This window comes from Halobacterium sp. CBA1126 (assembly GCF_009741975.1).
In the GTDB taxonomy this organism is placed as follows: Archaea; Halobacteriota; Halobacteria; order Halobacteriales; family Halobacteriaceae; genus Halobacterium.
This window is the reverse complement of the sequence record NZ_WPCF01000031.1, coordinates 1-25406: the sequence shown is the minus strand read 5'-3', so window position 1 is coordinate 25406 and position 25406 is coordinate 1. Positions and strand designations below refer to the sequence as shown.

26 protein-coding genes and 3 pseudogenes are annotated in these 25406 nt (G+C 70.4%); 10 read left to right on the top strand and 19 right to left on the bottom strand.

Annotated features, from left to right (window positions below; genetic code table 11):
* The 4 genes from GJ634_RS06370 to GJ634_RS06355 all read left to right on the top strand — a co-directional run.
* The coding region (locus GJ634_RS06370; protein ID WP_157501315.1) for a metalloregulator ArsR/SmtB family transcription factor at window positions 1-299 on the top strand (299 nt) is incomplete at its 5' end.
* Window positions 292-1437, top strand: a complete 1146-nt coding sequence (gene arsB, locus GJ634_RS06365; RefSeq protein ID WP_157501311.1) for an ACR3 family arsenite efflux transporter — start codon at window positions 292-294, stop codon at window positions 1435-1437. The genes GJ634_RS06370 and arsB, both read left to right, overlap by 8 nt.
* A gap of 115 nt (window positions 1438-1552) precedes the next feature.
* Window positions 1553-1966 carry a low molecular weight phosphatase family protein gene (locus GJ634_RS06360; protein WP_331714024.1) on the top strand — a complete coding sequence of 138 codons (414 nt, stop codon included), beginning with the start codon at window positions 1553-1555 and terminating at the stop codon, window positions 1964-1966.
* Window positions 1967-2014: 48 nt separating this feature from the next.
* Entirely contained in the window at window positions 2015-2467 is a 453-nt protein-coding gene (locus GJ634_RS06355) for a DUF5814 domain-containing protein (RefSeq protein WP_331714023.1), read from the top strand.
* On the opposite strand, the gene GJ634_RS06350 is transcribed toward GJ634_RS06355, so the two are convergent.
* From GJ634_RS06350 to GJ634_RS06340, 3 genes are read right to left on the bottom strand one after another with little or no spacing between them, the layout of a single operon-like run.
* A complete protein-coding gene (locus tag GJ634_RS06350) occupies window positions 2468-2869 on the bottom strand; it encodes a CopG family transcriptional regulator (protein ID WP_157501308.1) in 402 nt (133 codons plus the stop codon).
* A gap of 46 nt (window positions 2870-2915) precedes the next feature.
* A complete protein-coding gene (locus tag GJ634_RS06345; RefSeq protein ID WP_157501305.1) occupies window positions 2916-3503 on the bottom strand; it encodes an RPA family protein in 588 nt (195 codons plus the stop codon).
* A 1-nt stretch (window position 3504) separates the two neighbouring features.
* Window positions 3505-4437, bottom strand: a complete 933-nt coding sequence (locus GJ634_RS06340) for a replication factor A (RefSeq protein ID WP_157501302.1) — start codon at window positions 4435-4437, stop codon at window positions 3505-3507.
* Window positions 4438-4632: 195 nt separating this feature from the next.
* Between GJ634_RS06340 and GJ634_RS06335 the strand changes: the two genes are divergently transcribed.
* On the top strand, window positions 4633-5628 hold the full coding sequence (locus tag GJ634_RS06335) for a sugar phosphate nucleotidyltransferase (protein ID WP_331714022.1): 996 nt from the start codon (window positions 4633-4635) through the stop codon (window positions 5626-5628).
* Here the strand turns inward: GJ634_RS06335 and GJ634_RS06330 are convergent.
* The gene (locus GJ634_RS06330) at window positions 5625-6095 is read right to left on the bottom strand and encodes a Tfx family DNA-binding protein (protein ID WP_157501299.1); all 471 of its coding nucleotides are present in this window, start codon (window positions 6093-6095) and stop codon (window positions 5625-5627) included. The genes GJ634_RS06335 and GJ634_RS06330 overlap by 4 nt on opposite strands.
* Window positions 6096-6215: 120 nt before the next feature.
* Here GJ634_RS06330 and GJ634_RS06325 point away from each other — a divergent pair, with 120 nt between their 5' ends.
* The 3 genes from GJ634_RS06325 to GJ634_RS06315 all read left to right on the top strand — a co-directional run bounded on the left by GJ634_RS06325 (window position 6216) and on the right by GJ634_RS06315 (window position 10429).
* Window positions 6216-7523: a hypothetical protein gene (locus tag GJ634_RS06325; RefSeq protein ID WP_157501296.1), complete on the top strand. Its 1308-nt coding sequence runs from the start codon at window positions 6216-6218 to the stop codon at window positions 7521-7523.
* Window positions 7513-8253 (top strand): hypothetical protein, encoded by a 741-nt coding sequence (locus tag GJ634_RS06320; RefSeq protein ID WP_157501294.1) that lies wholly within the window; start codon window positions 7513-7515, stop codon window positions 8251-8253. The genes GJ634_RS06325 and GJ634_RS06320 overlap by 11 nt, the downstream gene beginning before the upstream one ends.
* Window positions 8254-8362: 109 nt before the next feature.
* Window positions 8363-10429, top strand: coding sequence for a hypothetical protein (locus GJ634_RS06315; protein ID WP_157501291.1), 2067 nt, complete (start codon window positions 8363-8365; stop codon window positions 10427-10429).
* Here the strand turns inward: GJ634_RS06315 and GJ634_RS06310 are convergent.
* From GJ634_RS06310 to ahaH, 13 genes and pseudogenes are all read right to left on the bottom strand, one after another.
* Window positions 10426-10887 (bottom strand): TRAM domain-containing protein, encoded by a 462-nt coding sequence (locus tag GJ634_RS06310; RefSeq protein ID WP_157501288.1) that lies wholly within the window; start codon window positions 10885-10887, stop codon window positions 10426-10428. The genes GJ634_RS06315 and GJ634_RS06310 overlap by 4 nt on opposite strands.
* Window positions 10888-10958: 71 nt before the next feature.
* A complete protein-coding gene (locus GJ634_RS06305) occupies window positions 10959-11351 on the bottom strand; it encodes a DUF6276 family protein (RefSeq protein WP_157501285.1) in 393 nt (130 codons plus the stop codon).
* Window positions 11352-11400: 49 nt separating this feature from the next.
* Window positions 11401-12090, bottom strand: coding sequence for a V-type ATP synthase subunit D (locus GJ634_RS06300; protein ID WP_157501282.1), 690 nt, complete (start codon window positions 12088-12090; stop codon window positions 11401-11403).
* Window positions 12091-12152: 62 nt separating this feature from the next.
* Window positions 12153-12989 (bottom strand): Brp/Blh family beta-carotene 15,15'-dioxygenase, encoded by an 837-nt coding sequence (locus GJ634_RS06295; RefSeq protein WP_331714021.1) that lies wholly within the window; start codon window positions 12987-12989, stop codon window positions 12153-12155.
* A gap of 183 nt (window positions 12990-13172) precedes the next feature.
* The gene (locus GJ634_RS06290) at window positions 13173-13883 is read right to left on the bottom strand and encodes a lycopene cyclase domain-containing protein (protein WP_157501279.1); all 711 of its coding nucleotides are present in this window, start codon (window positions 13881-13883) and stop codon (window positions 13173-13175) included.
* An 87-nt stretch (window positions 13884-13970) separates the two neighbouring features.
* Window positions 13971-15394 (bottom strand): annotated as a pseudogene (locus tag GJ634_RS06285) (ATP synthase subunit B).
* The gene (locus GJ634_RS06280) at window positions 15394-17145 is read right to left on the bottom strand and encodes an ATP synthase subunit A (protein ID WP_157501276.1); all 1752 of its coding nucleotides are present in this window, start codon (window positions 17143-17145) and stop codon (window positions 15394-15396) included. The pseudogene GJ634_RS06285 and the gene GJ634_RS06280 overlap by 1 nt, the downstream one beginning before the upstream one ends.
* Window positions 17142-17485: pseudogene (locus GJ634_RS06275) on the bottom strand (V-type ATP synthase subunit F). Before GJ634_RS06275 ends, GJ634_RS06280 begins: the two are co-directional and overlap by 4 nt.
* Window positions 17482-18531 carry a V-type ATP synthase subunit C gene (locus GJ634_RS06270; RefSeq protein ID WP_157501273.1) on the bottom strand — a complete coding sequence of 350 codons (1050 nt, stop codon included), beginning with the start codon at window positions 18529-18531 and terminating at the stop codon, window positions 17482-17484. The pseudogene GJ634_RS06275 and the gene GJ634_RS06270 overlap by 4 nt, the downstream one beginning before the upstream one ends.
* Entirely contained in the window at window positions 18528-19115 is a 588-nt protein-coding gene (locus tag GJ634_RS06265; protein WP_157501270.1) for a V-type ATP synthase subunit E, read from the bottom strand. Before GJ634_RS06265 ends, GJ634_RS06270 begins: the two co-directional genes overlap by 4 nt.
* A gap of 21 nt (window positions 19116-19136) precedes the next feature.
* Complete coding sequence (locus GJ634_RS06260) at window positions 19137-19403, bottom strand: F0F1 ATP synthase subunit C (protein ID WP_157501267.1); 267 nt, start codon at window positions 19401-19403, stop codon at window positions 19137-19139.
* A gap of 5 nt (window positions 19404-19408) precedes the next feature.
* The gene (locus GJ634_RS06255; RefSeq protein ID WP_157501264.1) at window positions 19409-21634 is read right to left on the bottom strand and encodes a V-type ATP synthase subunit I; all 2226 of its coding nucleotides are present in this window, start codon (window positions 21632-21634) and stop codon (window positions 19409-19411) included.
* Window positions 21621-21953 (bottom strand): ATP synthase archaeal subunit H, encoded by a 333-nt coding sequence (ahaH, locus tag GJ634_RS06250; RefSeq protein WP_157501261.1) that lies wholly within the window; start codon window positions 21951-21953, stop codon window positions 21621-21623. The genes GJ634_RS06255 and ahaH overlap by 14 nt, the downstream gene beginning before the upstream one ends.
* A 104-nt stretch (window positions 21954-22057) precedes the next feature.
* Here ahaH and GJ634_RS06245 point away from each other — a divergent pair, with 104 nt between their 5' ends.
* Complete coding sequence (locus GJ634_RS06245) at window positions 22058-22684, top strand: methyltransferase domain-containing protein (RefSeq protein ID WP_157501258.1); 627 nt, start codon at window positions 22058-22060, stop codon at window positions 22682-22684.
* On the opposite strand, the gene GJ634_RS06240 is transcribed toward GJ634_RS06245, so the two are convergent.
* Together GJ634_RS06240 and GJ634_RS06235 are read right to left on the bottom strand one after the other, a co-directional pair.
* A complete protein-coding gene (locus GJ634_RS06240; RefSeq protein WP_331714020.1) occupies window positions 22685-23143 on the bottom strand; it encodes a type IV pilin in 459 nt (152 codons plus the stop codon).
* 48 nt (window positions 23144-23191) lie between these two features.
* Window positions 23192-24397, bottom strand: coding sequence for a hypothetical protein (locus tag GJ634_RS06235; protein WP_157501251.1), 1206 nt, complete (start codon window positions 24395-24397; stop codon window positions 23192-23194).
* Between the two features lie 208 nt (window positions 24398-24605).
* Here GJ634_RS06235 and GJ634_RS06230 point away from each other — a divergent pair.
* Window positions 24606-25406, top strand: a pseudogene (locus GJ634_RS06230) (DUF4897 domain-containing protein); the annotation flags it as partial.

Here is a 25406-nt window from a genome sequence, read left to right as displayed (position 1 = left end):
TCCGCGCGCTCGCCGACGACGCCTTCGACGACGACACCCAGTCCGTGTTCGCCGTGCTCGGCGACGACACCCGCTACCGGCTGGCGCGCGTGCTCGCCGAAAGCGACGGCGAGCGCTGCGTCTGCGAACTCGAACCGCTCGTCGACGTCTCCGACAGCGCGGTCAGTCACGCGCTCGCGGACCTCGTCGACGCCGGCCTCGTCACTCGTCGGAAGGACGGGAACTGGCGGTACTACGACGCCACCCGCCTCGCGGACGACCTCTTCGACGCCGCCGACCGCGGGGCCGGCGATGAGTAGCGGGCACGAGCACGGCCCGAACTGCGGCTGCGAGGCCTGCGGCGACCCGCGCTCGATGGACGTCCTCGACAAGTACCTCACCGTCTGGATCTTCGCCGCGATGGCCGCCGGCGTCGGCCTCGGCTACGCCGCGCCGTCCGTGACTGCGCCGATACGGGACCTCCACCTCGTGGAAATCGGCCTCGTCCTGATGATGTATCCGCCGCTCGCGAAGGCCGACTACTCCCAGCTCCGCGCGGTGTTCAGCAACTGGCGGGTGCTCGGACTGAGTCTCGTGCAGAACTGGCTCATCGGCCCGACGCTGATGTTCGCGCTCGCGGTCGTCTTCTTCGGCGGCGTCGTCCCCGGGCTGCCCGCGCGCCCCGAGTACTTCCTCGGGCTGGTGTTCATCGGGATGGCGCGCTGCATCGCGATGGTGCTCGTCTGGAACGAACTCGCCGAGGGCTCCACGGAGTACGTCACCGGCCTCGTCGCGTTCAACAGCCTCTTCCAGATTCTCACGTACGGCGTCTACGTCTGGCTGTTCGCGCTCGTGTTCCCGTCGGCGTTCGGGCTGGACGCGCTCGCCGCCGGCATCACGGCCTTCGACGTCACCCCGATGCAGGTCTTCGAGGCCATCGTCGTCTTCCTCGGCATCCCGTTCGCCGCGGGCTTCCTCACCCGGTTCGCGGGCACGCGGCTCCGCAGCGAGGAGTGGTACGACGAGGAGTTCGTGCCGAAAATCGACCCGCTGACGCTGGTCGCGCTGCTGTTCACGGTCGTCGTGATGTTCGCGACGCAGGGCGGCACCATCGTCGCCGCGCCCGGCGACGTCCTGCTCATCGCCGTCCCGCTCACGGTCTACTTCGTCGTGATGTTCCTCGTGAGCTTCGCGATGGGGAAGGGCGTCGGCGCGGACTACTCCACCACGACGGCCATCGGCTTCACCGCCGCGTCGAACAACTTCGAACTCGCCATCGCGGTCGCCGTCGCCGTCTTCGGCGTCGGCTCCGGCGTCGCGTTCGCCACCGTCGTCGGCCCGCTCATCGAAGTGCCCGTCCTGCTCGCGCTCGTGAACGTCGCGCTGTACTTCCAGCGCCGCCTCGACTGGACCGACCACACCACCGGCAGCCTCGACACCCCACTCACCGATGACTGACATCACCACGCTCGCTACCCATGACTGACCCCCTCACCCTCGCGTTCGTCTGCGTGCAGAACGTCGTCTCACCTGCGGTGCGACGTGCTCTGCACGCCCCACGAGAGGTGGTCGCGTGACCACCCTCGCGTTCGTCTGCGTGCAGAATGCCGGCCGCTCTCAGATGGCGCACGCGTTCGCCGAGCGCGAACGCGCCAGCCGCGGCCTCGAGGACGAAATCACCCTCGTCACCGGCGGCACCGACTCCGCCGACCGCGTCCACGCGGAAGTCGTCGACGCGATGGCCGACGTCGGCGTCGACCTCTCTGCGCGCACGCCCCGCGAGGTCACCTTCGAGGAGGTTCGGGACGCCGACCACGTGATTACGATGGGCTGCTCGGCGGACGACGTCTGCCCCGCGGGCTGGGCGGGCGAGAACCGCGACTGGGACTTAGACGACCCCGACGGCCGCTCTCCGGATGATGTCGCACGGATTCGAGACGACATCCGGGAGCGGGTCGCCGACCTCTTCGACGAACTCGCCGACTGAGCGCGGACGATACGCTTTTCCACGGCTGCCGCCTACCTCGGAGTGACTGTGGCCGTCACGGACAAAATCTACGTGAAGAACCACCGCCAGATCGCGTCCCAGCTGGACACGCGCTTCCCGAAGAGCGCGTTCAGCGGCGCCACCCTGGACATCCTCTTCACGGGCGACCTCTCGGACCTCGACGAAGCCACCCGCGACAAGGTGCTGGACTTCTCCGAGGACTTCCTCGACTGCGGCTGCGACTCGAATCCCTACTGCGGGCACCCCGAGCGGAAGTTCGTCAAGTACCTGCTGGAGCTGCGCGCGCAGGGGCTGGACCCCGAGTCGATGGTCGACGTGATGACCAGCGACTACATGGTGTACGCGTACCCCGGGGACCTCTACTCGTTCCTCGACGACGCCGTGCGCACGCTCGAAGCCGTCGAGGACCTCGCCGAGGTCGACGGCCGCCCCGAGCAGGCCGAGCGCGCGAGCCGGGAGAAACGCGAGCTCACGCGGTAGCTACCCGAGCTGGTAGGGTTCCTCGTCGTCGCCGTCCAGCTCCTCGAGGTGGATGACCTCCTCGACGTCGCCGTCGGACTCGACCTGCTCGCGGAGGTGGTCGATGTACTGCTTGTGCTCCTCGAGCTGGTCGCGGAGGTGTTCGGCCTCGAGCTCGAGGCGCTCGTGCTCGCGCACGAAGCTCTTCGGCACCTCGACCTTCGGCGGGAACTCCTCGCCGTCGACGGCCTCCGGCTCGTTCTCGGGGACGACCCGCACCTGCCCGTCGTGGGCGACCAGCGAGTCGACGTAGTCCCGGAACACCGCGGACAGCGAGAGGTCGCGCTCCTCCGCGATGTCCCGGAGCGCGTCGAACGTGTCCTCGTTCACGCGGAACGAGATGGTCTTGTTCTTGTTCCCCATCTGGCGCCAGATAGGGAAACGAACCCTATAAGCGTTTGTCAGACGGTCACGCGTCGGCCGACTCCTCTTGGACGTCGAAGTCCTCGAGGGCTTCGAGGAGCGCGCGGCGGTACGGGGAGACGTCCTCGCCGTACTCGGCGCGGGCGCGCTCGGCGTACTCGTTGCCCTCGTCGTCGAAGGCCTCGAGGCGGTCGAGCGTGCGCTCGGCCGTCTCGACGACCCAGCGGTCCCGGGTCGCCTCGTCGACGGCGTGATGGAACTCCGGCCGCAGGGAGACGTTCACGGACCCGTCGTCGGTCTCGAAGGTCCGCGGCTTCCCGACCACGGCGACGTACTGCGGCGTCTCCGCGTCCCGCAGCGCGGACGCCGCGTCCGGCTGGTACTGGCCCGCGTACACGAAGAACGTCCCGGTGGGGTCGACGACGCGGCCCCGCCAGTACTCCGAGTCCTCGCCGATGTCCTCGGTCTCGGTGAGCGTGCCGACGACGAACACGCGGTTCGCGCGCTCGCCGGTCGGCAGCAGCGCGTACAGCGGCGCGCGCTCGTCGTCGGACTCCTTGAACGTGAACTCGGCGTCGTTGAACTCGGCGGCGAAGGCGCGGCGCGCGACTTCGCGGGTGGGTGCGTTGCTCATCTCAGATCGACCTCGCTTGGATGAGGACGGCTTCCGGGTCCGTCGGCTCGCCCAGCTGTTCGGTGTCGTTCGCGAGCACGTACCGGCCGAACGTCGGCCCGGTCACGCGGTAGTAGCGCCCGAGCACCGTCTCGCGCATCTCGTCGGCGACGACGGTCGTGTCGAGAGCGTCTTTGGCCATCTGCTTGGCCTCCTCGAGGCCGATGCCGGTCAGCGCCTCGGTCGCCTCCTCGTCGAAGATGACCTCGTGGACGTCGCGGCCGTCGTCGAGCACGCCCTTGATGCGGAGGTCGAACTCGCCCTCCACTTCGCCGTGCTCCGAACAGCGGCCGTTCTGGAGGACGCGCGTGCAGTCCTCTTCGGGGCAGCGCTTGATGAGCCCGCTCCCGGACTGGATGTCCACGAGCGCGCCCTCGACCTCGTCCTCGTTGTCGCCGACGTCGAACTCCTCGTCGACCTCCTGAATCGAGGTCGTGCGGTTGAGCTTCACGGAGTACCGGCCCTGGTACTCGTCGGTGACGACGTTCCCGAGGCGGTAGGTCTTCCCCTCCTCGAGGTCCTCGAGGTCGGACTTCGCCCACTTCGTGAACTTGATGGTGCCGGTCGGGTCGCCGAGCAGGCCGACCTGCCCGACGGAGTCCGAGCGCGGCTCCCAGAGCTCGACGACCTTCGCGGTGATGTCGACCCACTCCTCGGGCTCGTCGACGTCCTCGACCTGGACGGTCTCGTTGCCGCCCCCGCCGGCGAGGTCGTCGCGGTCGAGGCCGGCCTCGTCGAGGTAGTGGTTCTCGACGGAGCGCCGCGCCTCGTCGAGCGGGACTTTGTACTCGGTAACCAGTTTCTCCAGCCGTGCTTCTACGTCGTCGACTGTCGCGTCGACGTGCTCGGAGAACTCGTCGTGGATCTCCGCAGCGGTGTCTGAAAGGTCGCTCATGGTCGTATTCGTCTCCGCGTGTTTTCGGTGGGAGACGTATCGGGGTTGGTGCGCTACCGTATTTAAATTGTCGTAACCGCGGTGAAAGTGGTCGCCGCGACCCCGTCCCGCAGGCCTATACCGCGAGCCCTCGAACCCCGAGGCGATGCACTGTCCGCCCGCTCGCGTCACGGCCGCGAATCGCGGTGGTCCCGCGTGGTGACCACGGTCGCCGTCCTGCTCGCCGGCGGTACCGGCACGCGGCTCTACCCCGCGAGCCGCAGCCACCGCCCGAAGCAGTTCCTCGCGCTCGGCGACGACGACCGCAGCCTCCTCCGCCGGACCGCCGACCGCGCCGGCTTCGCCGACGAGCTGTTCGTCGTCACGCGCGAGTCGTACGCCGACCGCGTCCGCGACGTCGTCCCCGAAGCCACGGTCTTGGTCGAACCCGCGGGCCGCGACACTGGGCCGGCGCTCGCGTACGCCGCCAGCGAGGTCCGCGAGCGCGTCGCGGACCCGGTACTGCTCTGCCTGCCCAGCGACCACGTCGTCGGCGACGGCTTCCGCGCCACCGCCGAGACCGCCGTCGACGTCGCCGCGCGCACGGACGCCCTCGTCACGCTCGGCGTCGAACCCGACAGGCCGGCCACGGGCTACGGGTACGTCCAGCCCGGCGCCGACCGCGGCGACCACTACGCTGTCGAACAGTTCCGCGAGAAACCCGACGAGGAGACCGCCGAAGCGCTCCTCGAAGCGGGCTGCCTCTGGAACGCGGGGATGTTCGCGTGGACGCCCGACGCCTTCCTCGACGCCGCGCGCGACGGCCCGCTCGACGGCGTCGTCGACGCGCTCGAAACCGGGGGCGATGTCGAGCGCGCGTTCGAGGAGACGGAGGCGGTGAGCGTGGACTACGCGGTCTTGGAACGCGCGCAGGACGTGGGCGTCGTCCCCGCGGCCTTCGAGTGGGACGACGTCGGCGCGTGGGACGCCCTCCTCCGGCTCACCGACGGCGAGAACGCGACGCTCGGCGACGCGCTCACTATTGACGCCTCAGGGAACGTCATCGCGAGCGACGACAAACACGTCTCGGTTGTGGGTGCGGACGACCTCGTGGTCGCCGCCTTCGACGACCGCGTGCTCGTCGTGCCGACCGACGACGCCCAGCGCGTCCGCGAGGTCGTCGCGGAACTCCGCGACGCCGGGAAGTTCTAGTCGTCGGCCTCCCGCACCTGGATGTCGCCGTCGCTGGTCACGGAGACGAGCAGCGGCGCGTGCACGCCCCGCCCCTTGACGGCGGTCCCGGCGGCGTCGCTGATCCGCTTCATCACCTCGGGCGCGGACAGCGACACCTTCACGTTCGCCTCGTCGCAGGCCTCGTACACCATGTCCGGCACGTCGTAGAGGTCCGTGCCGGCCTCGATCTCGACGCGCACCGGCGCCTGCAGGGCCTCCGCGAACGCCACCGTCTCCCGGGACTTCGCGACGTTCTCGCGGGCGCTGGCCTCCACCTTCGAGATGTTCGCGCGGGACGTCCCGAGCTGGTCGGCGATGGCGGCCTGCGAGGCGCCGCGCTCGCGCAGCGCCAGCACCTCCGCCTGCCGCCGCGTCAGCACGCTCTCCTCCGCGTCGAAGCCGGCGCTGGCCAGCACCTCGTCGGCGTCCGGAACGTCCCCGTCCATGCGTGGACGGACGCCGCGGTCAGGCAAAAACCCCGTGGACGCTCCCCAGAACCCTTTTGGCCGGCGGAACCCGACAGTCGGTATGAACCGAGGGGCGGCCGCGGGCCGCGGTCGTCGCGCGTGACGATTCGCGTCGACGCACTCGACGAGGAGTGCGGGATTCGCGTGCGGGACGCCGCCGAGGGCGAAGCGGTCGCGTTGCGGACCGACCGCGACCCGGTCCCCGAGCCGGCGAGCACGGACGAGTTCGAGATGCCCGTCGACGCGGCGGTCGAAGTCGACGCGTCCGAACTCCACGCGCCAGTCCCCGTTCCGCCCGTCTTCTGGCGGGACGGCGAGGTCGTCCACCGCGCGACCCGCGGCGACGCGCCGCGGCTCCCCCGCGGCACGTACGAGGTCGACTTCTCGCCGCCCGCCGCGAAGCTCTACGTGCGCGTCGAGGACGCCGAACCGACCGCCGTGTTCGCCGACGACCACGCCTATCTGCAGTTCGGCGGCGCGAGCCGCGTCGTGGTGGGCGTGCGCTCGCACCACGAGGCGCCGGCGGCGACGGTGACGACGACGGACGACCCGCGGGACCTGATGGCTGCAGTGTCGACGTTCGGGTCGGCGCTGAAGACCCACTCGCCGGACCGGTCGTGGCCGACGCTGCGCGGTCACCCGCCGGCCATCGAGCGCGGGGACGAACTGGACGTTCCCGACGAAGTGGCGCCGCCGGAGACGGGCGTGACCATCGAGGTACCGCCTGATTACGGGGCCATCTACACGGTAGCGCCGCTGGCGTACTACCTCGGCGCCACCGTCGAGCCGGCGAGCCGACCGCGGCTGCTCGCCGACGGGCAGCGCCACGACTTGGACGCGGACGACCTCGCGGGGGGCGTTCGGTCGGTCCTCGAGCACGTGTTCACGCTGGACTGCGTCGTCCGCGAGGCGGGCATCTACCCGTTCCGGACGACCGCCACCGACGAGCTGGAAGCGCGGGCGGCGTTGGACTACGAGCGGCTGTTCGAGCTCCCCCTCGCCGAGCGGACCGCGGCGTACCTCGACGTCCCGCGGTCGGCGACGGCGGGATTCTGGCGTGGCACTACGCGGCGGACGTCGAGGCGGCCCCGGCGTACGCACCGACCCTCCCGTTTCTGGTGGACGAACTCGCCCTCGTGCGGAGCCCCCCGCAGCGGCCGAGCGGGTCGACCTGACGCCCTCGCCGGACGCCCTCCGCGAGGGCGACGGTGCGCTCGCTCGGTCGGCCGCGGACGCGGCGACGCCGTCGCTCTCCGGCGTCGTTCCGGCGGACGCGGGGACGCCCGGGCGGTCGTGGGTCGCGGAATCTCTCTCGCCGGGCGCGGCGAACCCGACGGTCGGCTCGTTCCGCCGGGGGTTCGCGTGGCCGCAGGGCGAGGACCCGCTGGACGTCCACGTGGTCTGTAACGACGCCCGGCTGGCGGCCGGCGACGAGACGGCCTACGACACTCACGAGACGGCCGCGACGAACGTGCGCGTCTCCGAGGACCTCTCGACGACGGAGCTGCGGGACGCGCTGTACGAGGAGACGGACTTCCTGCACTTCGTCGGGCACGTCACGGAGGCGGGGATGGTGTGTCCGGACGGCGCCCTCGACACCAGGACGCTGGCGAGGACGGGGGTGAGCGCGTTCTTCCTGAACGGGTGTCGGTCCTACGAGCAGGGCCGGGCGCTGCTGACGGCGGGGAGCGTGGGCGGCATCGTTACGGTCGACGACGTCGCCGACGACGTCGCGGGCCGAATCGGCCACCACGCCTCCCTGCTGTTGGACCACGGCGTCCCGCTGTACGGCGTGCTCGACGTCCTCCGCCGCACCGGCCTGCCCGCGGACCGGTACGCGATTCTTGGCAGCGGGACGCTGGCCTTCCGCCGCGCCCCGGGCGGCGCTGCCGCGACGTACGCGTTCGACACCGACGACGCTCGCGCCGACGCGTCCCGGTGGCCGTCCAGCGGTACCCCACTGGCGAGAACGGGATGGGCGCGTTCGTCACCCCGGACTACGCCGCCGTCGACGGCGTCGTCGCGGACGGCGGCGTCCACCGCAGCCGGATATCGCGCTCGGAACTCGAGCGGCTGCTCGAGACGTCCCCGATGCCCGTGCTGTTGGACGGGGAGCTCCGGTACACGCCGGACCTGACGCCGGCCGACTTCGAGTGAGCGCGACCGCGCGGGGCGAATACTTTTAATCGAAACGCCAGACTGTCCAGTATGGTCCGGGGCACGGCCGCACACCGGTGTTGTCGCGCGTGACGATTCGCGTCGACGCACTCGACGAGGAGTGCGGGGTTCGCGTTCGCGACACGACGAGCGGCGAGCAGTTCTCACTCTACACGGACCGCGCCGTCGAGCCGACGGCAGCGTGCACCGAGGGGTTCACGATGCCGGTCGACGCCGCCGTCGCCGTCGAGGCGAGCGAACTCCGGATGCCGGCGTTCGTCCCGCCCGTCTTCTGGCGGGACGGCGAGGTCGTCCACCGCGCGGAGTCCGACGCGGGCGTCGAGCGGCTGTCCCGGGGAACGTACGAGGTCGACTTCTCGCCGCCCGACGCGAAGCTCTACGTGCGCGTCGAGGACGCCGAACCGGCCGCTCGCTTCCCCGGCGGGCGGTCGCTCATCGAGACGGCGGCGCCGACGCGGCTGGTGCTCGGCGTCCGGTCGCGCCACGAGGCGCCGGCGGGGACCGTGACGACGACGGACGACCCGCGGGACCTGATGGCTGCGGTGTCGACGTTCGGGTCGGCGCTGAAGACCCACTCGCCGGACCGGTCGTGGCCGACGCTGCGGGGTCACCCGCCTGCCATCGAGCACGGGGATTCGCTCCACGTCCCGTCGGCGGTTGCGGCGCCCGAGACGGGCGTGACAATCAAGGTACCGCCCGAGTACGGCGCCATCTACACGGTGGCGCCGCTGGCGTACTACCTCGGCGCCACCGTCGAACCGGGGACGCGACCGCGACTCGTCGCGGCCGGCCGCAGCCGCGACCTCCCCGTCGACGCCCTCACAGAGAGCGTTCGCGACGTGCTCGAGCACGTCTTCGCGCTGGACTGCGCGGTCCGCACCGCCGGCGTCTACCCGTTCCGAACCGCGCTCGTCGGGGCCCTCGAGGAGCGCGTGGACCTGAACTACGAGCGGCTGTTCGAGCTACCCCTCGACGAGCGGACCGCGGCGTACCTCGACGTCCCGCGGTCGGCGACGGCGGGGCTGCTCGACTGGCACTACGCGGCGGACGTGAAGGCGGACCCGACGTACGCACCGGTGCTCCCGTACCTGCTCGACGACCTCGCGCTGGTGCGGAGTCCGCCCCGGCGCGCCTCGGAAGCCGACCTCACGCCGTCCCCGAACGCGCTCCAGTCCACGGACAGCGCGCTCGCACGCTCCGCGAGCACGACGTCGACGCCGAGCTCCGTCGTCGTGCCGGAGGACGCCGGGACGCCCGGCCACTCGTGGGTCGCGCCCGGGCAGGCGGTCCAGTCGTCGAACCCGACGGTCGGGTCGTTCCGGCGGGACCTCTCGGCGTCGAGCGCCGACCGCGCGCTCGACGTCCACGTCGTGTTCAACGACGCCCGGCTCCAGTTGGGCGACGTCTCCCTGTTCGACTCCCACCCGTACCGGGAGACGAACGTGCGCGTGTCGAAAGGGCTCTCCACGACGGAGCTCCGGGACGCGCTGTACGAGGACGTCGACTACCTCCACTTCGTCGGGCACGTCACGGACTCGGGGATGATGTGCCCGAACGGGCCGCTGGACACGCGGACGCTGGCGAGGACGGGGGTGAGCGCGTTCTTCCTGAACGGGTGTCGGTCCTACGAGCAGGGCCGGGCGCTGCTGACGGCGGGCGCCGCCGCCGGCTTTGTCACGGTCGACGACGTCGCCGACGACGCCGCGCGGTCGGTCGGCGAGATGACGGCCACCCTGCTCAGCGCGGGGTTCCCGCTGTACGGGATTCTGGACGCGCTCGAACTCGCCGGGACGCCGGCCGACCGGTACACCATCCTCGGCGACGGGCGCAGCGGCGTGCGGCGGAGCCACTCCAACGTCTCCGTCCTCCACGTGCTCGACACCGACGCCGTCGACGCGGCGTCCGGGGCGTGGCCGGTGACCATCCGCCACTACCCGCACGGGCGGAGCGGCATCGGCGGGATGACGGCGTACTCGCACACCGACACGCCCACCCACGTCCACGACGGGTCGGTGCGGGAGACGACGCTCCCGGAGTCGGAACTAGCGGCGTTCTTCGACGACTCGGGCATCCCGGTGCTCGTCGACGGCGACCTCCACCTCACCGACGACCTCTCGGTCGAACAGCTCCGCTAGTTGCCCCAGAAGTTCTCGCGGCTGCCGAGCCGCTCGCTGTCGCTGTCCTCGCCTGATTCCTCGGCCTCGCTGTCGGCGTCCTCGCCGTCCGCGTCCGCGTCGCCGTCCTCGTCCTCGGGCTCGTCGGGGAGCTTCTCGATGAGGTCGGCGCGGGCGTAGTTGGGCTTCACCTTCGTGATCTCGGCCTTCACGCGGGCGGGCGGCAGCACGCCGTCGACCATCACGATGAAGCCGCTCTCCTCCTGCCGGCCGACGCCGGCGCCGCTCTCGTGCATGTCGTCGACCTCGAGCACGACCTCCTCGCCGGGCACCACGGGCGCGGTCTTCAGGTCCTCGATGGGCTGGTTGTAGTGGTTGCACCACTCCATCCCGCCGCGGTCGCCGTAGTGCTGGCACCCCATCCCTTCGATTTGCTCCTGGAAACTGGGGCAGTCGTCGGCGAGTGGACAGTCGGCCATACAGGGGGTTACTGGCCGGTCGGCTAAACCCTTGCGGGACGGCCTCGCCGTCGTGGAGCCGGCCAGCGCCCTCAGATTAGCTGTTCGAGCTGGCGGCGGCGCCGCGCGAGGTCGAGGTGGGGGTCGAGGCCGTCGTCGGCGGCGAGCCGGTCGAGGACGAGCAACACGTCGACGCCGCGGCGCTCGGCTTCCGTGGCGACGGCTTCGGCGTCCGCGCGGTGGACGACCAGCCGGTCGAGCAGCGCCAGCAGCACGGCGACGACGGCGCCCGTTTCACCGTCGGAGGGGAGCGCGCCGCTGACGCGCGTGAAGTCGGGGTACTCGTCGGGCGCGTCGTCGGCCGGCGACACCCACAGACAGGTCGCGCACAGCGTCGCCGCCGGGCGGTCGTCCGGGAGAAATTCGCGGACGGCGTCGGGTACTGGGAACGCGAGCTCGTCGCCGCCGCAGTTCGGGCAGCCCATACCCGGACCGTGGCGGGGCCGGTACTTAGCCGGCGGGGACGAGAACAGGTCAGTCCGCGGCCGCTTCCTCGGCCGCCTGCTCGGCTTCTTCCTCTTCCTCTTCTTCGTCCTCGTCTTCCTCTTTCTTCGCCTTCACCTTCTTCATGCGGAAGATCTCCTCGCGCTCCTGTTCCTCGAGCTTCTGCTCGATGTACTCCTGGCCCTCGTACAGCTCGGGGAGGAGCTTGAACTCGAGGGCGTTCACGCGGCGCTTGGTCGTCTCGATCTCGCGGAGCATCTTCTTCATCGCGGTCTCGACCTCCGCCGCGAGCACGATGGACTCCAGCAGCTCCTCGTAGGCCTCGGCGGCCTCGTCGATGCGCGCGCTCGTGCCGAGGATGCCGTAGCCGCGCTCGTCGAGGCTCTTCTTCACCTTCGAGGACTCGATCTGCGGGACGACGACGCCCATGATGTTCCGGGACTCGACGGTGATCTCGGGGTGTTCCTCGAGGGCCGCCGCCGCGCCGCGGACCGACATGTCGCCCTCCATCGCGCGCGCCATGTTGATCTTCTTCTGGGCGGTCTCGTAGTTGGCTTCGAGGTCGTCCCGGACGTCCTGGGCCTGGTCGAGGATGTCCATGAACTCCATGATGAGGCCGTCGCGCTTCTGTTCGAGCGTGTCGTGGCCCCGCTCGGAGAGCTCGATGCGGTCCTCGATCTCCATGAGGTTCTTCCGGGTCGGTTTGATGTCCTGGGCCATCTGTTCTCTTGGCCGGGACTTCTGGACGGAGGGAGGTAAACGTTTCCTGTCGCTGTCGCCAGCTACAGCAGCCCTGCCGCGCGGTCCATCCACGAGACGACCGCGACGTGGGGGAGCGTCAGCACCGCGACGAACGCGAGGTAGAGCCCGGCCGCGCCCGCGAGTGTACTCGGCGGGTCCGGGACGGCGACCCAGAGCCCGGCGAGCAGCGCGAGCGCCGCGAGAGTGAGCGGTGCGGCCTCGCGGGCGAACCGGCCGAGCGGCCCGCGGAGGTCGCCGGCCGCGAGCGCGGACTGGGAGCCGCCGTCGACGGCGAGCGCGCGGGCGACGTGCCGGACCGCGTGCCAGAGGCAGAAGTAGACGCCGACGGCGAACACCGGCGGGACGACGAGGAAGAACGCCCAGAGGCCGACGGTCTCGGCGGCGTCGACCCGCCACGCGGTCGGCAGCGACTCGGTGGTGGCGAGGCGGTTCGCCGCGAGCGTCCCCACCGTGAGCGCGGCGAAGCCGGCGCCGAGCGCGAGCCGCGCGTCGGGGGTGAACAGCCAGAGGTCGCCGACGCGGCCGCCGAACGGCGCGGCGAACGTCGCCACCACCTCTCGGTACGTCTCGGGGTGGCCGAGCAGCGGGACGAGCATCGGGAGGCCGCCGCGGACGACGCCGGTCGTCGCGCGACGCGCGCGCGTATCGAGGTAATCGGCGTCCAGCAGCACGGCCAGCGGGTAGACGTCGCCCTGCCCCCAGTGGAGCCACGTCAGCGCGACGAACGCCAGCGCCGCCGCGACCGGCCACGCGAACCACACAGCGGCGTACGCGCCGCCGAGCACGAGGTAGACGGCGCCGACGACGGCGAGCCAGCGCCCGGTCACGCGGCCCGCGACCGCCCGCGGCAGCGCCACGTAGTCGATGGCGCCGTGGGGGGAGGCCGAACAGCACGACGCTCGCGACAAGCGGCGCGTACCGCACCGACGGCTGGCAGCTCGACGCCCGCGAGCGCCGGGAGCGCGGCGACGGCGACGCCGACCCAGCCGACGGCGAGCGCGGGCCCGCGAGCGTCCCGCGGACGCGCTCGTCGAGGCCGGTCACCCCCATCGCGCGACCACCCAGTCGTAGAGCACCAGCCCCTGCGCGACGAAGAGGTTCGTGACGAGGAAGAACGCGCCCTCCTCGACGGGGAGGCCGGCGACGGCGACGCCGGTCGTGTACTCCGCCGAGAGCGCCCAGATGCCGTCCGCGATTGCGAGGCGGTCCGCGACCGCGAAGTACAGCGTCGGGACGGCGACGCCCGCGGCGACCACGCGCGGGCGCGCCCAGAGGTACCGACAGCCGACGGCCCACTGGAGCGCGAGCACGGGGCCGGCCCACGCGAAGATGGCGCCGAGGTAGAACGTCGCGGGCGCGCGAAGCCAGTGGACGCCCGCCGCGGTGACCGCGAGGCCGGCGAGCGCGCCGACGGCGGCGTCCCGGGTCGTCGGCGCGAACCCCGCGTCGGGCGAGTCCGCGACGCGCTGGACCCAGAGCCCGGTGACGACGGTCTGGGCCGCGACGAACGCGTACTCCTCGACGGGCGCGAGCCACACCCGCGCGAGCACCGCGTCCGCGCCGTACGTCCAGACGCCGCGGCGAATCAGGTAGTTGTCCCACGGCGTCGTGTACGCGAGCGCGAGCACGACCAGCACGCCGACGCCCGCCAGCGACCACCACGCCTCGCGGCGGTCACGCAGGCGCAGCGCGGCGAGCGCGAGCAGCGGCGGCGCGACGAACGCGGCGAGGAACTGGAGGTACGTCGCCATCACGCAGCCCCCGCTCGACGGACCCGCGGCTGGTCGGTCGTCGACGCGGCGAAAAGATTCGCGGGTGGCACGCCGCGGCTGCGGCGGTCAGTCGGCGGCCGCGGCCTCTTCGGCCTCGGCCTCGTCCTCGTCCTCGACGTAGTACTCCTCGATGAGCTCCTCGTCGACGCGGTTGAGCTCCTCCTTCGGGAAGAGGCTGAGCAGCTCCCAGCCGAGGTCCAGCGTCTCCTCGACGCTGCGGTCGGTGTCGAAGCCCTGGTCGACGAACTCCTCCTCGAAGCGGTCCGCGAAGTCGAGGTAGAGGTTGTCGCGCTCGCTGAGGGCTTCGCGCCCGACGATGTTCACGAGGTCGCGGAGGTCCTCACCTTCCGCGTACGCCGCGTACAGCTGGTCGGAGACGTCGCCGTGGTCCTCGCGGGTGAGGCCCTCGCCGATGCCGTCGTCCATCAGCCGCGAGAGGCTCGGGAGGACGTTCACGGGCGGCGTCACGCCCTGACTGTTCAGGTCGCGGTCCATCATGATCTGCCCCTCCGTGATGTACCCCGTGAGGTCCGGAATCGGGTGGGTGTCGTCGTCGCCCGGCATCGTCAGGATGGGAATCTGGGTGACGGACCCGTCCCGTCCCTCGATGCGGCCGGCGCGCTCGTACAGCTGCGCCAGGTCCGTGTACATGTAGCCGGGGTAGCCACGGCGACCCGGGACTTCCTCGCGGGCCGCGCCGATCTCGCGGAGCGCCTCGCAGTAGTTCGTCATGTCCGTCAGGATGACGAGGACGTGGTAGTCCTTCTCGAAGGCGAGGTACTCCGCGGTCGTCAGCGCCATCCGCGGCGTGACGGTCCGCTCGACGGCGGGGTCGTCCGCGAGGTTCATGAAGACCACCGAGCGCTCCAGCGCGCCGGTGCGCTCGAAGTCCTCCATGAACTCGTTGGCCTCCTCGGCGGTGATGCCCATCGCGCCGAAGACGACGGCGAACTCGCTGCCCCCGTCGTCGCCCTGCTCTTCCTCCGGGACGGAGGCCTGGCGGGCGATCTGGAGCGCGAGGTCGCTGTGGGGTAGCCCGGACGCCGAGAAGATCGGGAGCTTCTGGCCGCGGACGAGCGTGTTCATGCCGTCGATGGCCGAAACCCCGGTCTGGATGAACTCCTCGGGGTACTCGCGGGCGTGGGGGTTGATGGTTCGCCGACGATGTCGCGGCGCTCGTCGGGCACGATGTCCGGCCCGCCGTCGATGGGCTGGCCGGAGCCGTCGAGCACGCGGCCGAGGAGGTCCTCGGTCACGGGCATCTTCAGGGTCTCGCCGAGGAACCGCACCGAGGCGTCCTGCCCGATGCCCTCGGTGCCCTCGAAGACCTGGATCGCGACGAACTCGTCGCTCGATTCGAGGACCTGCCCGCGCTTGACTTCGCCGTCGGGCGTCTCGATCTCCACCATCTCGTCGTAGGCCACCGGCTCGTCGATGTCGACGTACACCAGCGGGCCGCTGACTTCCGAGATTGTCTTGTACTCTTTCATTAGTAGAGGTCCCGTAGCTGTTCGGTGAGGTCGTCTTTCAGCTCCTCGATGTACTCCTCGTAGTCCTCCTGGACGCCCATCCGGTTGAGGCGGGGCGCCGCGTCGACGTTCTGGATCTCGTCGACCGGGACGCCGGCCTCCAGCGCGTCGAAGGCCTCGTCGTTGAACGTCTTGATGGCCGTGAGCATCAGGTACGTCTTCTCGGGCTCACAGTTGGTGTCGACCTCGTGGAGCGCGTTCTGCTGGAGCCACGCCTCGCGGAGGTAGCGGGCCACCTCGAGGGTGAGCTGCTGGTCGTCCGGCAGCGCGTCCTTCCCGACGAGCTGGACGATCTCCTGGAGTTCGGTCTCCTCGTCGAGGACGTCGACGGCCCACTGCCGGACCTCCGGGAAGTCCTCGGAGACGTTCTCCCGCCACCAGTCGTCGAGCTGGTCCTTGTACAGCGAGTACGACTCGTTCCAGTTGATCGCGGGGAAGTGCCGGCGCTCGGCGAGGTCCGCGTCCAGCGCCCAGAACGTCTTCACGATGCGCAGCGTGTTCTGGGTGACCGGCTCGGAGAAGTCCCCGCCCGGCGGGCTGACCGCGCCGACCACGGACACCGACCCCTCGTCGTCGTTGAGGGTGGTGTAGAGGCCCGCGCGCTCGTAGAACTGCGCGAGGCGGGCGGCGAGGTACGCGGGGTACCCCTCCTCGCCCGGCATCTCCTCGAGCCGCGAGGAGATCTCGCGCATGGCCTCCGCCCATCGCGAGGTGGAGTCGGCCATCAGCGCCACGTCGTAGCCCATGTCGCGGTAGTACTCCGCGATGGTGATGCCCGTGTAGATGCAGGACTCGCGGGCCGCCACCGGCATGTTCGACGTGTTCGCGATGAGGCAGGTGCGGGCCATCAGCGGGTTCCCGGTCTGGGGGTCCTCCAGCTCCGGGAAGTCCTCGATGACCTCGGTCATCTCGTTGCCGCGCTCGCCGCAGCCGATGTAGACGACGATGTCCGCGTCGGACCACTTCGCGAGCTGCTGCTGGGTGACCGTCTTCCCGGAGCCGAACGGCCCCGGAATCGCGGCCGTCCCGCCCTTCGCGAGCGGGAACAGGCCGTCCTGGATGCGCTGGCCCGTCACGAGCGGCGTCCGCGGCGTGTGCTTGTCCTTCGAGGGACGCGCACGCCGGACCGGCCACTCCTGGCGCATCGCGATCTCTTCGCCGCTGTCGAGGACGGCGACGGGCTCGTCGACCGTGTGGTCGCCGGCGTTCACTTCGGTGACCTCGCCGCCGTCGCTGCGCGGCGGCACGAGGACCTTGTGCTCGATGCTGACCGTCTCGTCGACGGTGCCGAGGACGTCGCCGGCCTCGACGTGGTCGCCCTCCTCAACGACGGGCTCGAACGACCACTCCTTCTCGAGGTCGATGCCGGGCGCGTCGACGCCGCGGTCGAGGAACGCGCCCATCTCGCCCTGCAGGACGTCCAGCGGGCGCTGGACGCCGTCGTAGATGGAGTCCAGCATGCCGGGGCCCAGGTCGACGGTGAGGGGTTCGCCCGTGTTGTCCACGGGGCCGCCCGGGCTGACGCCCGAGGTCTCCTCGTAGACCTGGATGGTTGTTATTTCGCCTTCGATTTCGATGACCTCGCCCATCAGGCCTTCGTCGCCCACGTAGACGACGTCGTTCATCTGGGCGTCGAGGTCCGTGGCGGTCACGACCGGACCGCTCACGCTCTCGATTACGCCGGAGTCAGTGATTTCTTCTGCTTGACTCATTCGTTGGATTCTTCGTCTTCTTCGGCCATCAGGTCGATGCCGATGGCTCGCTTGATCTGGTCGCGCAGTCCGCTCCCGCCGGCGCGCCGCCGCCGATGGTCACGAACGTCGGCTCTACGCTCGTCTCGACTTCCTCGCGGACCTGCCGCGAGAGCGCGTCGAGGTCGTCGTCGTGCATCACAGCGATGCCGACGTCCTCGTCCTCGAGGACCGCCTCGACCGCGTCGTCGAGCTCCTCGTCCTTCTCGTCCTGCGGGACGTTCTCGAACTTCCGAACGCCCGCGAGCCGGAACCCGGTGGTGAACTCGGGGCTGCCGACGACTGCGATCTCCTGGCTCATAGGATGACCAGCTCCTCCTCGATCTCCGCCTCGCTCAGGCCGGCCTCGCGGCCGCGAGCGATGGCGCGGATGTTGTCCACTTCGCGCTCCTTCGCGAGCACGTACGCCAGCACCGGACAGACCGACAGCGGGTAGACGTACGAGAGGTGGTCGGAGTACTCCAGCAGCGCCCGGTCGAGGGCGTGCTCGAAGCCGATGAGGCTGTCGGCCTCCTCCAGTTCGTCGAGCGCTCGCGAGAGCTCGTCGCCGTACTTGCTCTCCCGGATGCGGGAGACCAGCGTCGAGCGGTCCGCGACGAGCTGGCCGACCTCCTTCCGGTCGAACAGCGCGCCGCCGTCGATGAAGTACTCTGCCGGGTCGACGTCGGCGCCCGACCGCGCCAGCCGCAGCGCGTTCCGCACGTTCCGGAAGTCGATCTCGGCTTCGAGGAACTCCCGGTAGAGCTCCGCGGCCTCGCCGCGCACGGAGGCGTCGGGCACGAGGTTCTCGTAGTACGCGCGGTCGACCGCGTTCTCCAGCGGGACCAGCGTGCCGGACTCCTCGTAGGCCTCGAAGGCGCCCTCGAGGTACGTCTCGAACAGCGTGTCGTCGAGCAGCTCGACGACGCCCTCGATGGACTCCGCGGCGACGAGGCGGTCGAGGAACGCCTCCTCGAACTCGCCGGCGTCGATGAGGTCCGAGCGGACCTCCGCCTCGGTCGCGTCCGAGTAGAGCCCGCGCAGCACCGTCTTGACGTTCCACGCGTCGAACTTCCGGAGGTAGCGGACGACCTGCTCGTAGAGCCGGCCCTCGCTGTACCGCAGCAAGTCCTGGAAGTCGTCGGCGAGCGTCTCGTTGAGCGCGTGCTCGATGAGGTCGACGCCGCTGAACCGCGAGCCCAGCGCGTTCACCGCGTCCTCGTACTGGGTCTCCTCCATGAACCGGGCGATCTCGCCCGTGCCCATGCGGAGCAGCTTCCGGTACTCGTCGTCGCTGAACAGGCTGGCTCGGCGGTGGCGGACGCGGGCGACCACGTACTCGTAGTTTGCCGACCCGTACACGCTCATTGCTCCTCGTCGAAGAGGCGCGCGCTGATCTCCTTCAGGTTGTTCTCCCAGACGTCGTCGATGACCGAGTCGAACGTGTTGTTCACGCGGACCCGGGACGTCTCGCTCTCGACAACGACGCCGCCGAGGCAGTCGTGCTCGCCGGCGTACTCGTAGCCGTCGTAGTCGTCGAGGATGTCCGAGATGAGGGCCTCGTCGTCCGCGCGGCCGTAGACGCTGACGTCGCTGTCGGCGTCGAACTCGTCGGCCGCGTCCTCGAGGAGGGCGCGAGTGAGTTCCTCGCGGTCGTCGCCGTCGATGGCGGCGATCTCCTCCTCTGCGGTCTCGCGGACGTCTTCGAGGGCGTCGCGGCGCGCTTCGAGGCGCATCTGCTTGGCCTCGAGTTTCGCGCTGGAGAGCCGCTGCTCTCGCTCCCGCTCGATTTCGCGCTCGGCCTCGGCTTCGGCCTCGGAGCGGATCTCCTCGGCGTCGGCTTCGGCGTCCGCGACGATCTCCTCGGCGCGCGATTCGGCATCGTTCCGAATCTCCTTCGCGCGCTCGCGGGCCTCGTCTCGAATGTCCTCAACTACTGTTTCCAAGCTCATAGATGAGAGGGGGGACGGTGGTTAGAATGCGGACGGCACGACGAAGACGACGACCAGCGCGAGAATGACCAGCGTCTCCGGGAGGACCGTCAGGATGAGGCCCGTACCGAAGAGGTCCTGGTCTTCCGCGATGGCGCCGACGGCGGCGCTACCGATGCCGCGCTCCGCGTACCCTGCGGCGAGGGCGGCGAGGCCGACTGCGAGGGCGGCCGCGGACTTCGGGGTGATTGCGGGGCTGCTGCCCGTCTGCTGTGCGACTGTCGTGAGTTCTGCGAGTGCGTCGATCATGTTACTTAGTCCTCAGTGGTGTAGTTTCGCTGGTAGCCGAACGGGTGGTACTTCTCGCCACCGCCTTCATAAAACTTGTTAAAGAACTCCACGTATTCGAGGCGTAGCGTCTGTAAGCCGGCGGATGTGACGCCGAGCGCCAGCACGAGGAGGTGCCCGAGCACGAGCACGACGACGCCCGCGAGCACCCCGCCCCATCCCATGTGGATGAGGCCGTCGAACAGCACGGAGTAGTACTCGGCCTGGTAGCTCTCGGGCCCACTGAACAGCATGAAGTGGGTCTCGTGGGTGATGTCCGTGGAGAACAGGCCGAACAGGTAGTCGCCCGTGTACGGCTCGTAGCCGTGGGACTGGGCCGCCTCGCTCGTCAGGTCGACGTCGTACGCGCCGAACACGAGGAGGTTGACGACGTACGCCATGCCCGCCTTCGCGAGCAGGACCGCCGCGATCCGGGTGTAGGAGACGGTGTTGACGAGCGCGTACGTCGGGCTCTCGAGGAACCCGGCGGCGCCCTCGCCGATGGTCACGAGCACGAGGCCGAGCAGCGCGAGCGCCAGCCCGATCATGCCCACGACGGGCGGGAGCTCGAGCGCGCGGTACAGCAGTTCGGGGCGCGGACCGCCGCCGGACTGCATGTGCGTGCTGAACAGCCACGCGCCGACCCCCGCCATCAGCAGGAGGGGGCCGCCGCTCTCGGTGACTGCGGCCTTCAGGCCGTGCGAGCGCGTCTCGTTGATCATGCCGAACACGTAGCCGACGGCGAGGTGCGCGACGCCGAACAGGAGGCTCGCCGCGAGCCAGAGTTCGGCGAACGCGCCGACGTGCAGCCCCTTCTTGATGGGCGCGTCGTCGAGACCGACGACGGGCTCCCAGAAGTGGTTCGTGATGAGGTGCAGGCCGAACACTTCGCCGTACAGCACGCCGAAGAGGGCGGTGAACCCGCCGGCCCACATGGCGACGCCGCCGAGCTTCGAGAGCATCTCGCTGTCGAAGCTCCGGGCCAGCCAGAGGCCCACGGCGGCGTACAGCACGCCGTACCCGAGGTCTCCGATCATGAACCCGTAGAACGCCGGGAACGTCAGGAATAGCACGACCGTCGGGTCGAGCTCCGTGTACTTCGGCCGGTTGATGACCTCGGTCAGCGACTCGAACGGCTTCGCCGGACCGGGGTTGTCCTGGATGACCGGCGGGCTGTCGTCCTCGTCGAACTCCGCGGTGGTGCCGCCGTCCGTGGCGGCTTCCGCGCCGTCGACGGACTCGGGCTCGTCGCTGGGCGCGTGGTGGCCGTGTCCGGACGGCTCGTAGTCCGCGCGCTCCAGCTCCTCCACGGCGGCGTGCTCGCCGACCGCGTCCTGAATCCCCTCGACGAACGACGCGTACTCGTCGCTGGGAATCCAGCCCTCGGCGACGAACGCGTGGTCGGTGGTCGCGAACTGCAGCGGGGCTTCGGCCTTCTGGACGTCGATGGAGAGCTTCTCCTCGGCGGCCAGCAGGAAGCCCGCGTGCTCGACGCGGAGGTCTTCGAACTCGTCCTCGACGCTGTCGAGCTTCGACTCGATGGTCTCGCGCTCGTGGCGCAGATCCTCGACGTACTCCTCGGGGCTGCCCTCGGCGTCGGGGACCTCCAGTCGCGCGAACTCCACGCCGACGAGCGCGTCGTCGAGCGCGTCCGGGTCGTCGCTGCGCGGGTACGCGAACGCCGCGACCGTGTCGTCACCGGAGAACACTTCGAACGCCTCGATGGCTTCGGCGGTCTGCAGCTGCTCGCGGACGGCGTCGGCGTCGCCTTCGCCGACCGCGACCTGCAGGCTGTCGTAGCCGCGGAGCAGGTCGAGGTCGATGCCGAGGTCGGCGAACGGCTCGACGGCGTCGATGCGCTCCTCGACCTCGCGGAGCTCGTCCTCGAGCTCGCCGCGGCGGTCGTCGAGCTCGTTGACCTCGACGCGGATCTCCTCGAGTTCCGTCTCGAGGGACTCCTCGGTGACGATGCGGGTCGGACCGGCGTCCTCCTCGTCGACGTCGAGCGTCGACTCGAGCGACCGCACCGTGACGAGCTTCTCGGAGGCGTCGTCGGCGCCCGCCATCGGGTCGCCGTTGTCGAACCCCTCGATGTGGCCGTCGTAGTCAGAGAGGTGGACGACGTTCAGGTCGTGAATCGTCTCGATGACGTCGTCGATGACGCGCTTCGAGCCCGTCACCGACACCTTGCTCATGCGCTCAGGTCTGAGCATGTACCGCCTCCTCGAACCGTTCGACGGCGAACGCGACCGCGTCGTCCTCGTTCTCCTCGGCGAGGTCGACGAGTTCCTCGCGCTCGGCTTCGCCTTCCTCGAGGACGCGTTCGCGTTCCGCCTCGATCTCTTCGCGCGCCTCTTCCAGTCGCCGTTCTTTCAGCTCGCGGGCCTCCTCTTCCGCTTCGTCGCGGATCTCATCGGCCCGCTGCCGGGCTTCGGACAACCGTTGTTCTCGGTCCTCCTCGGCCTCGGCCACGATGTCGTCGGCGTCCGATTCAGCCGATTTGATGTCTTCGAGAACCTCTGGCCTTGGCATACACTCTTACCGGGCGGAACTTTGGCCACGGCCTATATGGTAGTTGCGAAGTTCGCGGGCGCCAACGCAAGCTATTATGCCGCCTCGGGCGCAACTCCGGGGTGATGGGAGTTCTCGAAGACAAGGCGCGGGCCCGCACCTTCTACAAGTACCTCTCGAAGGTGTACGACCGCGTCAACCCGTTCGTGTGGAACGAGGCGATGCGCGACGAGGCCCTCGGGATGCTCGGCCTCGACGCCGGCGACCGCGTCCTCGACGTCGGCTGCGGCACCGGGTTCGGCACCGAGGGCATCCTCCAGTACACGGACGACGTCTACGGCCTCGACCAGAGCCCGCACCAGCTCGCGAAGGCCCGCGAGAAGCTCGGCCGACACGACCCCGTGGCGTTCCACTACGGGGACGCCGAGCGCCTGCCGTTCAGGGACGACAGTTTCGACGCCGTGTGGTCGTCGGGCTCCATCGAGTACTGGCCGAACCCCGTGGAGGGGCTGCGGGAGATCCGGCGCGTGCTGAAGCCCGGCGAGTGGACGGTCGTCGTCGGCCCGGACTACCCGAACTCGACGGTGTTCCAGAAGGTCGCGGACGCCATCATGCTGTTCTACGACGAGGCGGAGGCCGACCGGATGTTCGCGGAGGCCGGCTTCGTGGACGTCGAACACCGCGTGATGCAGGCGAAACCCGGCAGCCCGCGCGCCATCGTCACGCTCGCGAGAGCGCCCGAGGACGACTGACTACGCCTCCTCGACCGTCGTCTCCGCGACGGCGACGACCTGCCCGCCGACGAACACGCGAACCGTCAGCGTCGCGCCCGCTCGCAGCGCGGGGTCGTTCGTCCCCGCGACCCGCAGCGACGCCGTCTCGCCGACCACCCACGTCGAGTCGGCGGCGACGTTGAACGGGCCGGTCGGCCCGCCGTCGAATCCCTCGGCAGCGAAGAACGGCACGGGCGGCTGGTGGGCCAGGGGTTCGCCGTCGACTGCGACGCGGACCGACGCCCCTTCGACGTCGATCGGCTCGCCGGAGACGAGCGTGACCGCGACGCGGCCGTCGCTGGTGGCGTCGACGCTCGTCGCGCGCTGGGGCGGCGGGTCGCCGGGGAGCGCCGGCACCGCGGCCGCGACGGCGCCCGCGGCGACGACGGTGACCGCGAGCAGGAGGACGACCGCGACCGGCGCGTAGCCGCGTGGCACGCGCTCCAGTGCTCCCGTCTTCCTACAAGAACCCTCGGCCGAGCGGCGTCACGGCGACGGGCGCGCGGTCACGTTCACTTCCAGCGTCGCGCCGTCGTGGACCGTCGTGACGTTGTACTCGCCGGCCGGACTCAACACCCAGAGCCGCCCGTCGGCGCCCGTGTTCCCGACGCTCGTGCCGTTCAGCGAGACCGCGGTGTCCAGCGAGTCGCCGGCCTCGTCCTCGACCTGCACCAGCAGCGGGCCGCCGGCGTACGTCCGGGACGTCGACAGCGTCGCGTTGTTCGCGGTGTCGTTCTGCTCGACGTCGGCGGGGAGCTGGGAGAGCGTCTGCTGGTGGCGCTCGGAGTAGACCCGCTCGGTCGTGGTGTCGATGTACGCCGAAATCTGGCCGTGGCCGTAGTTCGCGCGGTAGTAGAACGCGTAGCCGCCGCGGGTCTCGATGCTCGGCGACGTGGAGTGGTTCGACAGCCACGGGTACTGGGCCTGGATGATGGCCGGCGCCTCCGAGATGTCGCCGCCGAGCGTTCCCTCGACGTTGTCCGGGCGGACGGTCTCGCGGACGTACCGGCCGTCGTCGATGGTCGAGAGCATGACGCCGTCGCCCACCGTCACGTGGACGCGGAGCCGCTCGCGGTCGCCGTGGAGGACGTCGGCGACGCGCTCGCGGACCGGCCCCTCGACGGTCGCCAGCTGCGCGCGGAGCCGGTACACCTCGGTGCCGAGCTCGGAGAACCCGTTGTCGTAGGCGTGCGTGTACAGCGTCCCCGGGGCGGACGTGCTGCCGAGCATCGCGGCGAGGCTGCTGGCCTCGGCGTGGACCGTCCCCAGCTCGCGGACGTACGCCGCGGCCGACAGCTCGCCGCTCCGGTACGCCTCGCGGGCGGCGGCTTCGCGGGCCCGGAGTTCGGCGACGCGCTCGGCGGCCTCGTCGGTGGCGTTCCGGAGAATCGCCCGCCGCGCGGCCCGGTCGTCCGTCGCGGCGAGGCGGTGTTCGACTTCGTCGAGCTGGAGGTCGATGGCGAGCTCGGCGCGGCCGGACTCGAGCGTGCTCGTCACGGCCGGGTTCGGTTCGGCGTACGCCGCCGCGTCGGCGTCCGAGAGGAGGAGCACGTGCGCGGACCGCTCGGAGGTGCCGACGACGGGGTCGTCGCCGGGTTCGACGGGGGCGGCGACGCCGCCACTGGCGGCGAGCGTGGCCGTCGTCGCGACCACGAGGAGGACGGCGGCGAGGGCGGGGCGGACGCGGGACATGGGAACGAGTTCGACCGCACCCGACAAAAACGATGCGGAGACGACGACGGCGGCAGCGTCCCGCTCCGACTGCGAACCGCGCGGCCGGAACGGCGCCTGTCAGGCCGCTGTGACGACTGCGGCTGCGGGCCGCGCCCGCGGCGCCGGCGTGCTGGCGGTTTGCACCGGATAGAAAATACTTTGCACGAGCGGGGTGGACGGAACTGGTATGCGGCAGGCCGCCCTCCTCGTCGCCGTCGTCTGTCTCCTCGCCGTGCCCGCGGCCGGTGCAGTCGGAGCGCCCGCTGCGCAGTCGGCCGCCCTCCAGGAAGACCCCGGCTCGGCGGCGTCCGGCGTCGACGTCACCGTCCAGATTCGGCCCGACGGGGACGCCCGCTGGACCGTCTCCTCCAAACACCCCCTCGAGGACGAGAACGCGACCGCGGCGTTCGACCAGCTGCGCGCTCGCTTCGAGGCCGGCGAGACGAACAGCGAGTTCTCAGCGGACGTGTTCCGCGCCGTGGCGCCGTCGGTCAGCGACCGCGTCGACCGCGAGATGGCGATTCGTGACGCCAGCCGGTCCTCGCGGGTCGTCGACGCGGGGAACAACTCCACGGGCGTGCTCACCGTCGAGTTCACGTGGACGAACTTCTCGCGGGTCGAGGACGACCGGCTGGTCGTCGACGCGTTCTCTCCGACGTGGTTCGGCGACCTCTCGGAGAACCAGACGCTGACGGTCCGGACCCCCGACGGCTACGACACCGACGAGGTCGAACCCGGGCCGGACAGCATCTCGAACGGCGCCTACCAGTGGAGCGGCGCGCAGACCTTCGAGTCCGGCGAGCCGACCGTCGTGTTCACCGAAGCCAACCCCGTGGTCGGCGTCTCCGTGGTCGCGGTCGCGGTCGTGAGCATCATCGCGCTCCTCGCCGGCGGCGCCTCCGTGTGGGCGTACTACCGCGGCGAGCCCGCGCTCTCGTGGCTGCGCCGGGTCCGCGACCGCGCCCGACCCGACGACCTCGGCGTCGGC

What these genes read in the sequence shown, in the direction of transcription:
- ahaH (WP_157501261.1), bottom strand. Translation starts at nt 21,953, where the DNA reads ATGCCAAGGCCAGAGGTTCTCGAAGACATCAAATCGGCTGAATCGGAC.
- GJ634_RS06280 (WP_157501276.1), bottom strand. Translation starts at nt 17,145, where the DNA reads ATGAGTCAAGCAGAAGAAATCACTGACTCCGGCGTAATCGAGAGCGTG.
- GJ634_RS06245 (WP_157501258.1), top strand. Translation starts at nt 22,058, where the DNA reads ATGGGAGTTCTCGAAGACAAGGCGCGGGCCCGCACCTTCTACAAGTAC.
- GJ634_RS06260 (WP_157501267.1), bottom strand. Translation starts at nt 19,403, where the DNA reads ATGATCGACGCACTCGCAGAACTCACGACAGTCGCACAGCAGACGGGC.
- GJ634_RS06255 (WP_157501264.1), bottom strand. Translation starts at nt 21,634, where the DNA reads ATGCTCAGACCTGAGCGCATGAGCAAGGTGTCGGTGACGGGCTCGAAG.
- GJ634_RS06235 (WP_157501251.1), bottom strand. Translation starts at nt 24,397, where the DNA reads ATGTCCCGCGTCCGCCCCGCCCTCGCCGCCGTCCTCCTCGTGGTCGCG.
- GJ634_RS06350 (WP_157501308.1), bottom strand. Translation starts at nt 2,869, where the DNA reads ATGGGGAACAAGAACAAGACCATCTCGTTCCGCGTGAACGAGGACACG.
- GJ634_RS06270 (WP_157501273.1), bottom strand. Translation starts at nt 18,531, where the DNA reads ATGAGCGTGTACGGGTCGGCAAACTACGAGTACGTGGTCGCCCGCGTC.
- GJ634_RS06330 (WP_157501299.1), bottom strand. Translation starts at nt 6,095, where the DNA reads ATGGACGGGGACGTTCCGGACGCCGACGAGGTGCTGGCCAGCGCCGGC.
- GJ634_RS06300 (WP_157501282.1), bottom strand. Translation starts at nt 12,090, where the DNA reads ATGGCCCAGGACATCAAACCGACCCGGAAGAACCTCATGGAGATCGAG.
- GJ634_RS06305 (WP_157501285.1), bottom strand. Translation starts at nt 11,351, where the DNA reads ATGGGCTGCCCGAACTGCGGCGGCGACGAGCTCGCGTTCCCAGTACCC.
- GJ634_RS06310 (WP_157501288.1), bottom strand. Translation starts at nt 10,887, where the DNA reads ATGGCCGACTGTCCACTCGCCGACGACTGCCCCAGTTTCCAGGAGCAA.
- arsB (WP_157501311.1), top strand. Translation starts at nt 292, where the DNA reads ATGAGTAGCGGGCACGAGCACGGCCCGAACTGCGGCTGCGAGGCCTGC.
- GJ634_RS06340 (WP_157501302.1), bottom strand. Translation starts at nt 4,437, where the DNA reads ATGAGCGACCTTTCAGACACCGCTGCGGAGATCCACGACGAGTTCTCC.
- GJ634_RS06345 (WP_157501305.1), bottom strand. Translation starts at nt 3,503, where the DNA reads ATGAGCAACGCACCCACCCGCGAAGTCGCGCGCCGCGCCTTCGCCGCC.
- GJ634_RS06265 (WP_157501270.1), bottom strand. Translation starts at nt 19,115, where the DNA reads ATGAGCTTGGAAACAGTAGTTGAGGACATTCGAGACGAGGCCCGCGAG.
- GJ634_RS06290 (WP_157501279.1), bottom strand. Translation starts at nt 13,883, where the DNA reads ATGGCGACGTACCTCCAGTTCCTCGCCGCGTTCGTCGCGCCGCCGCTG.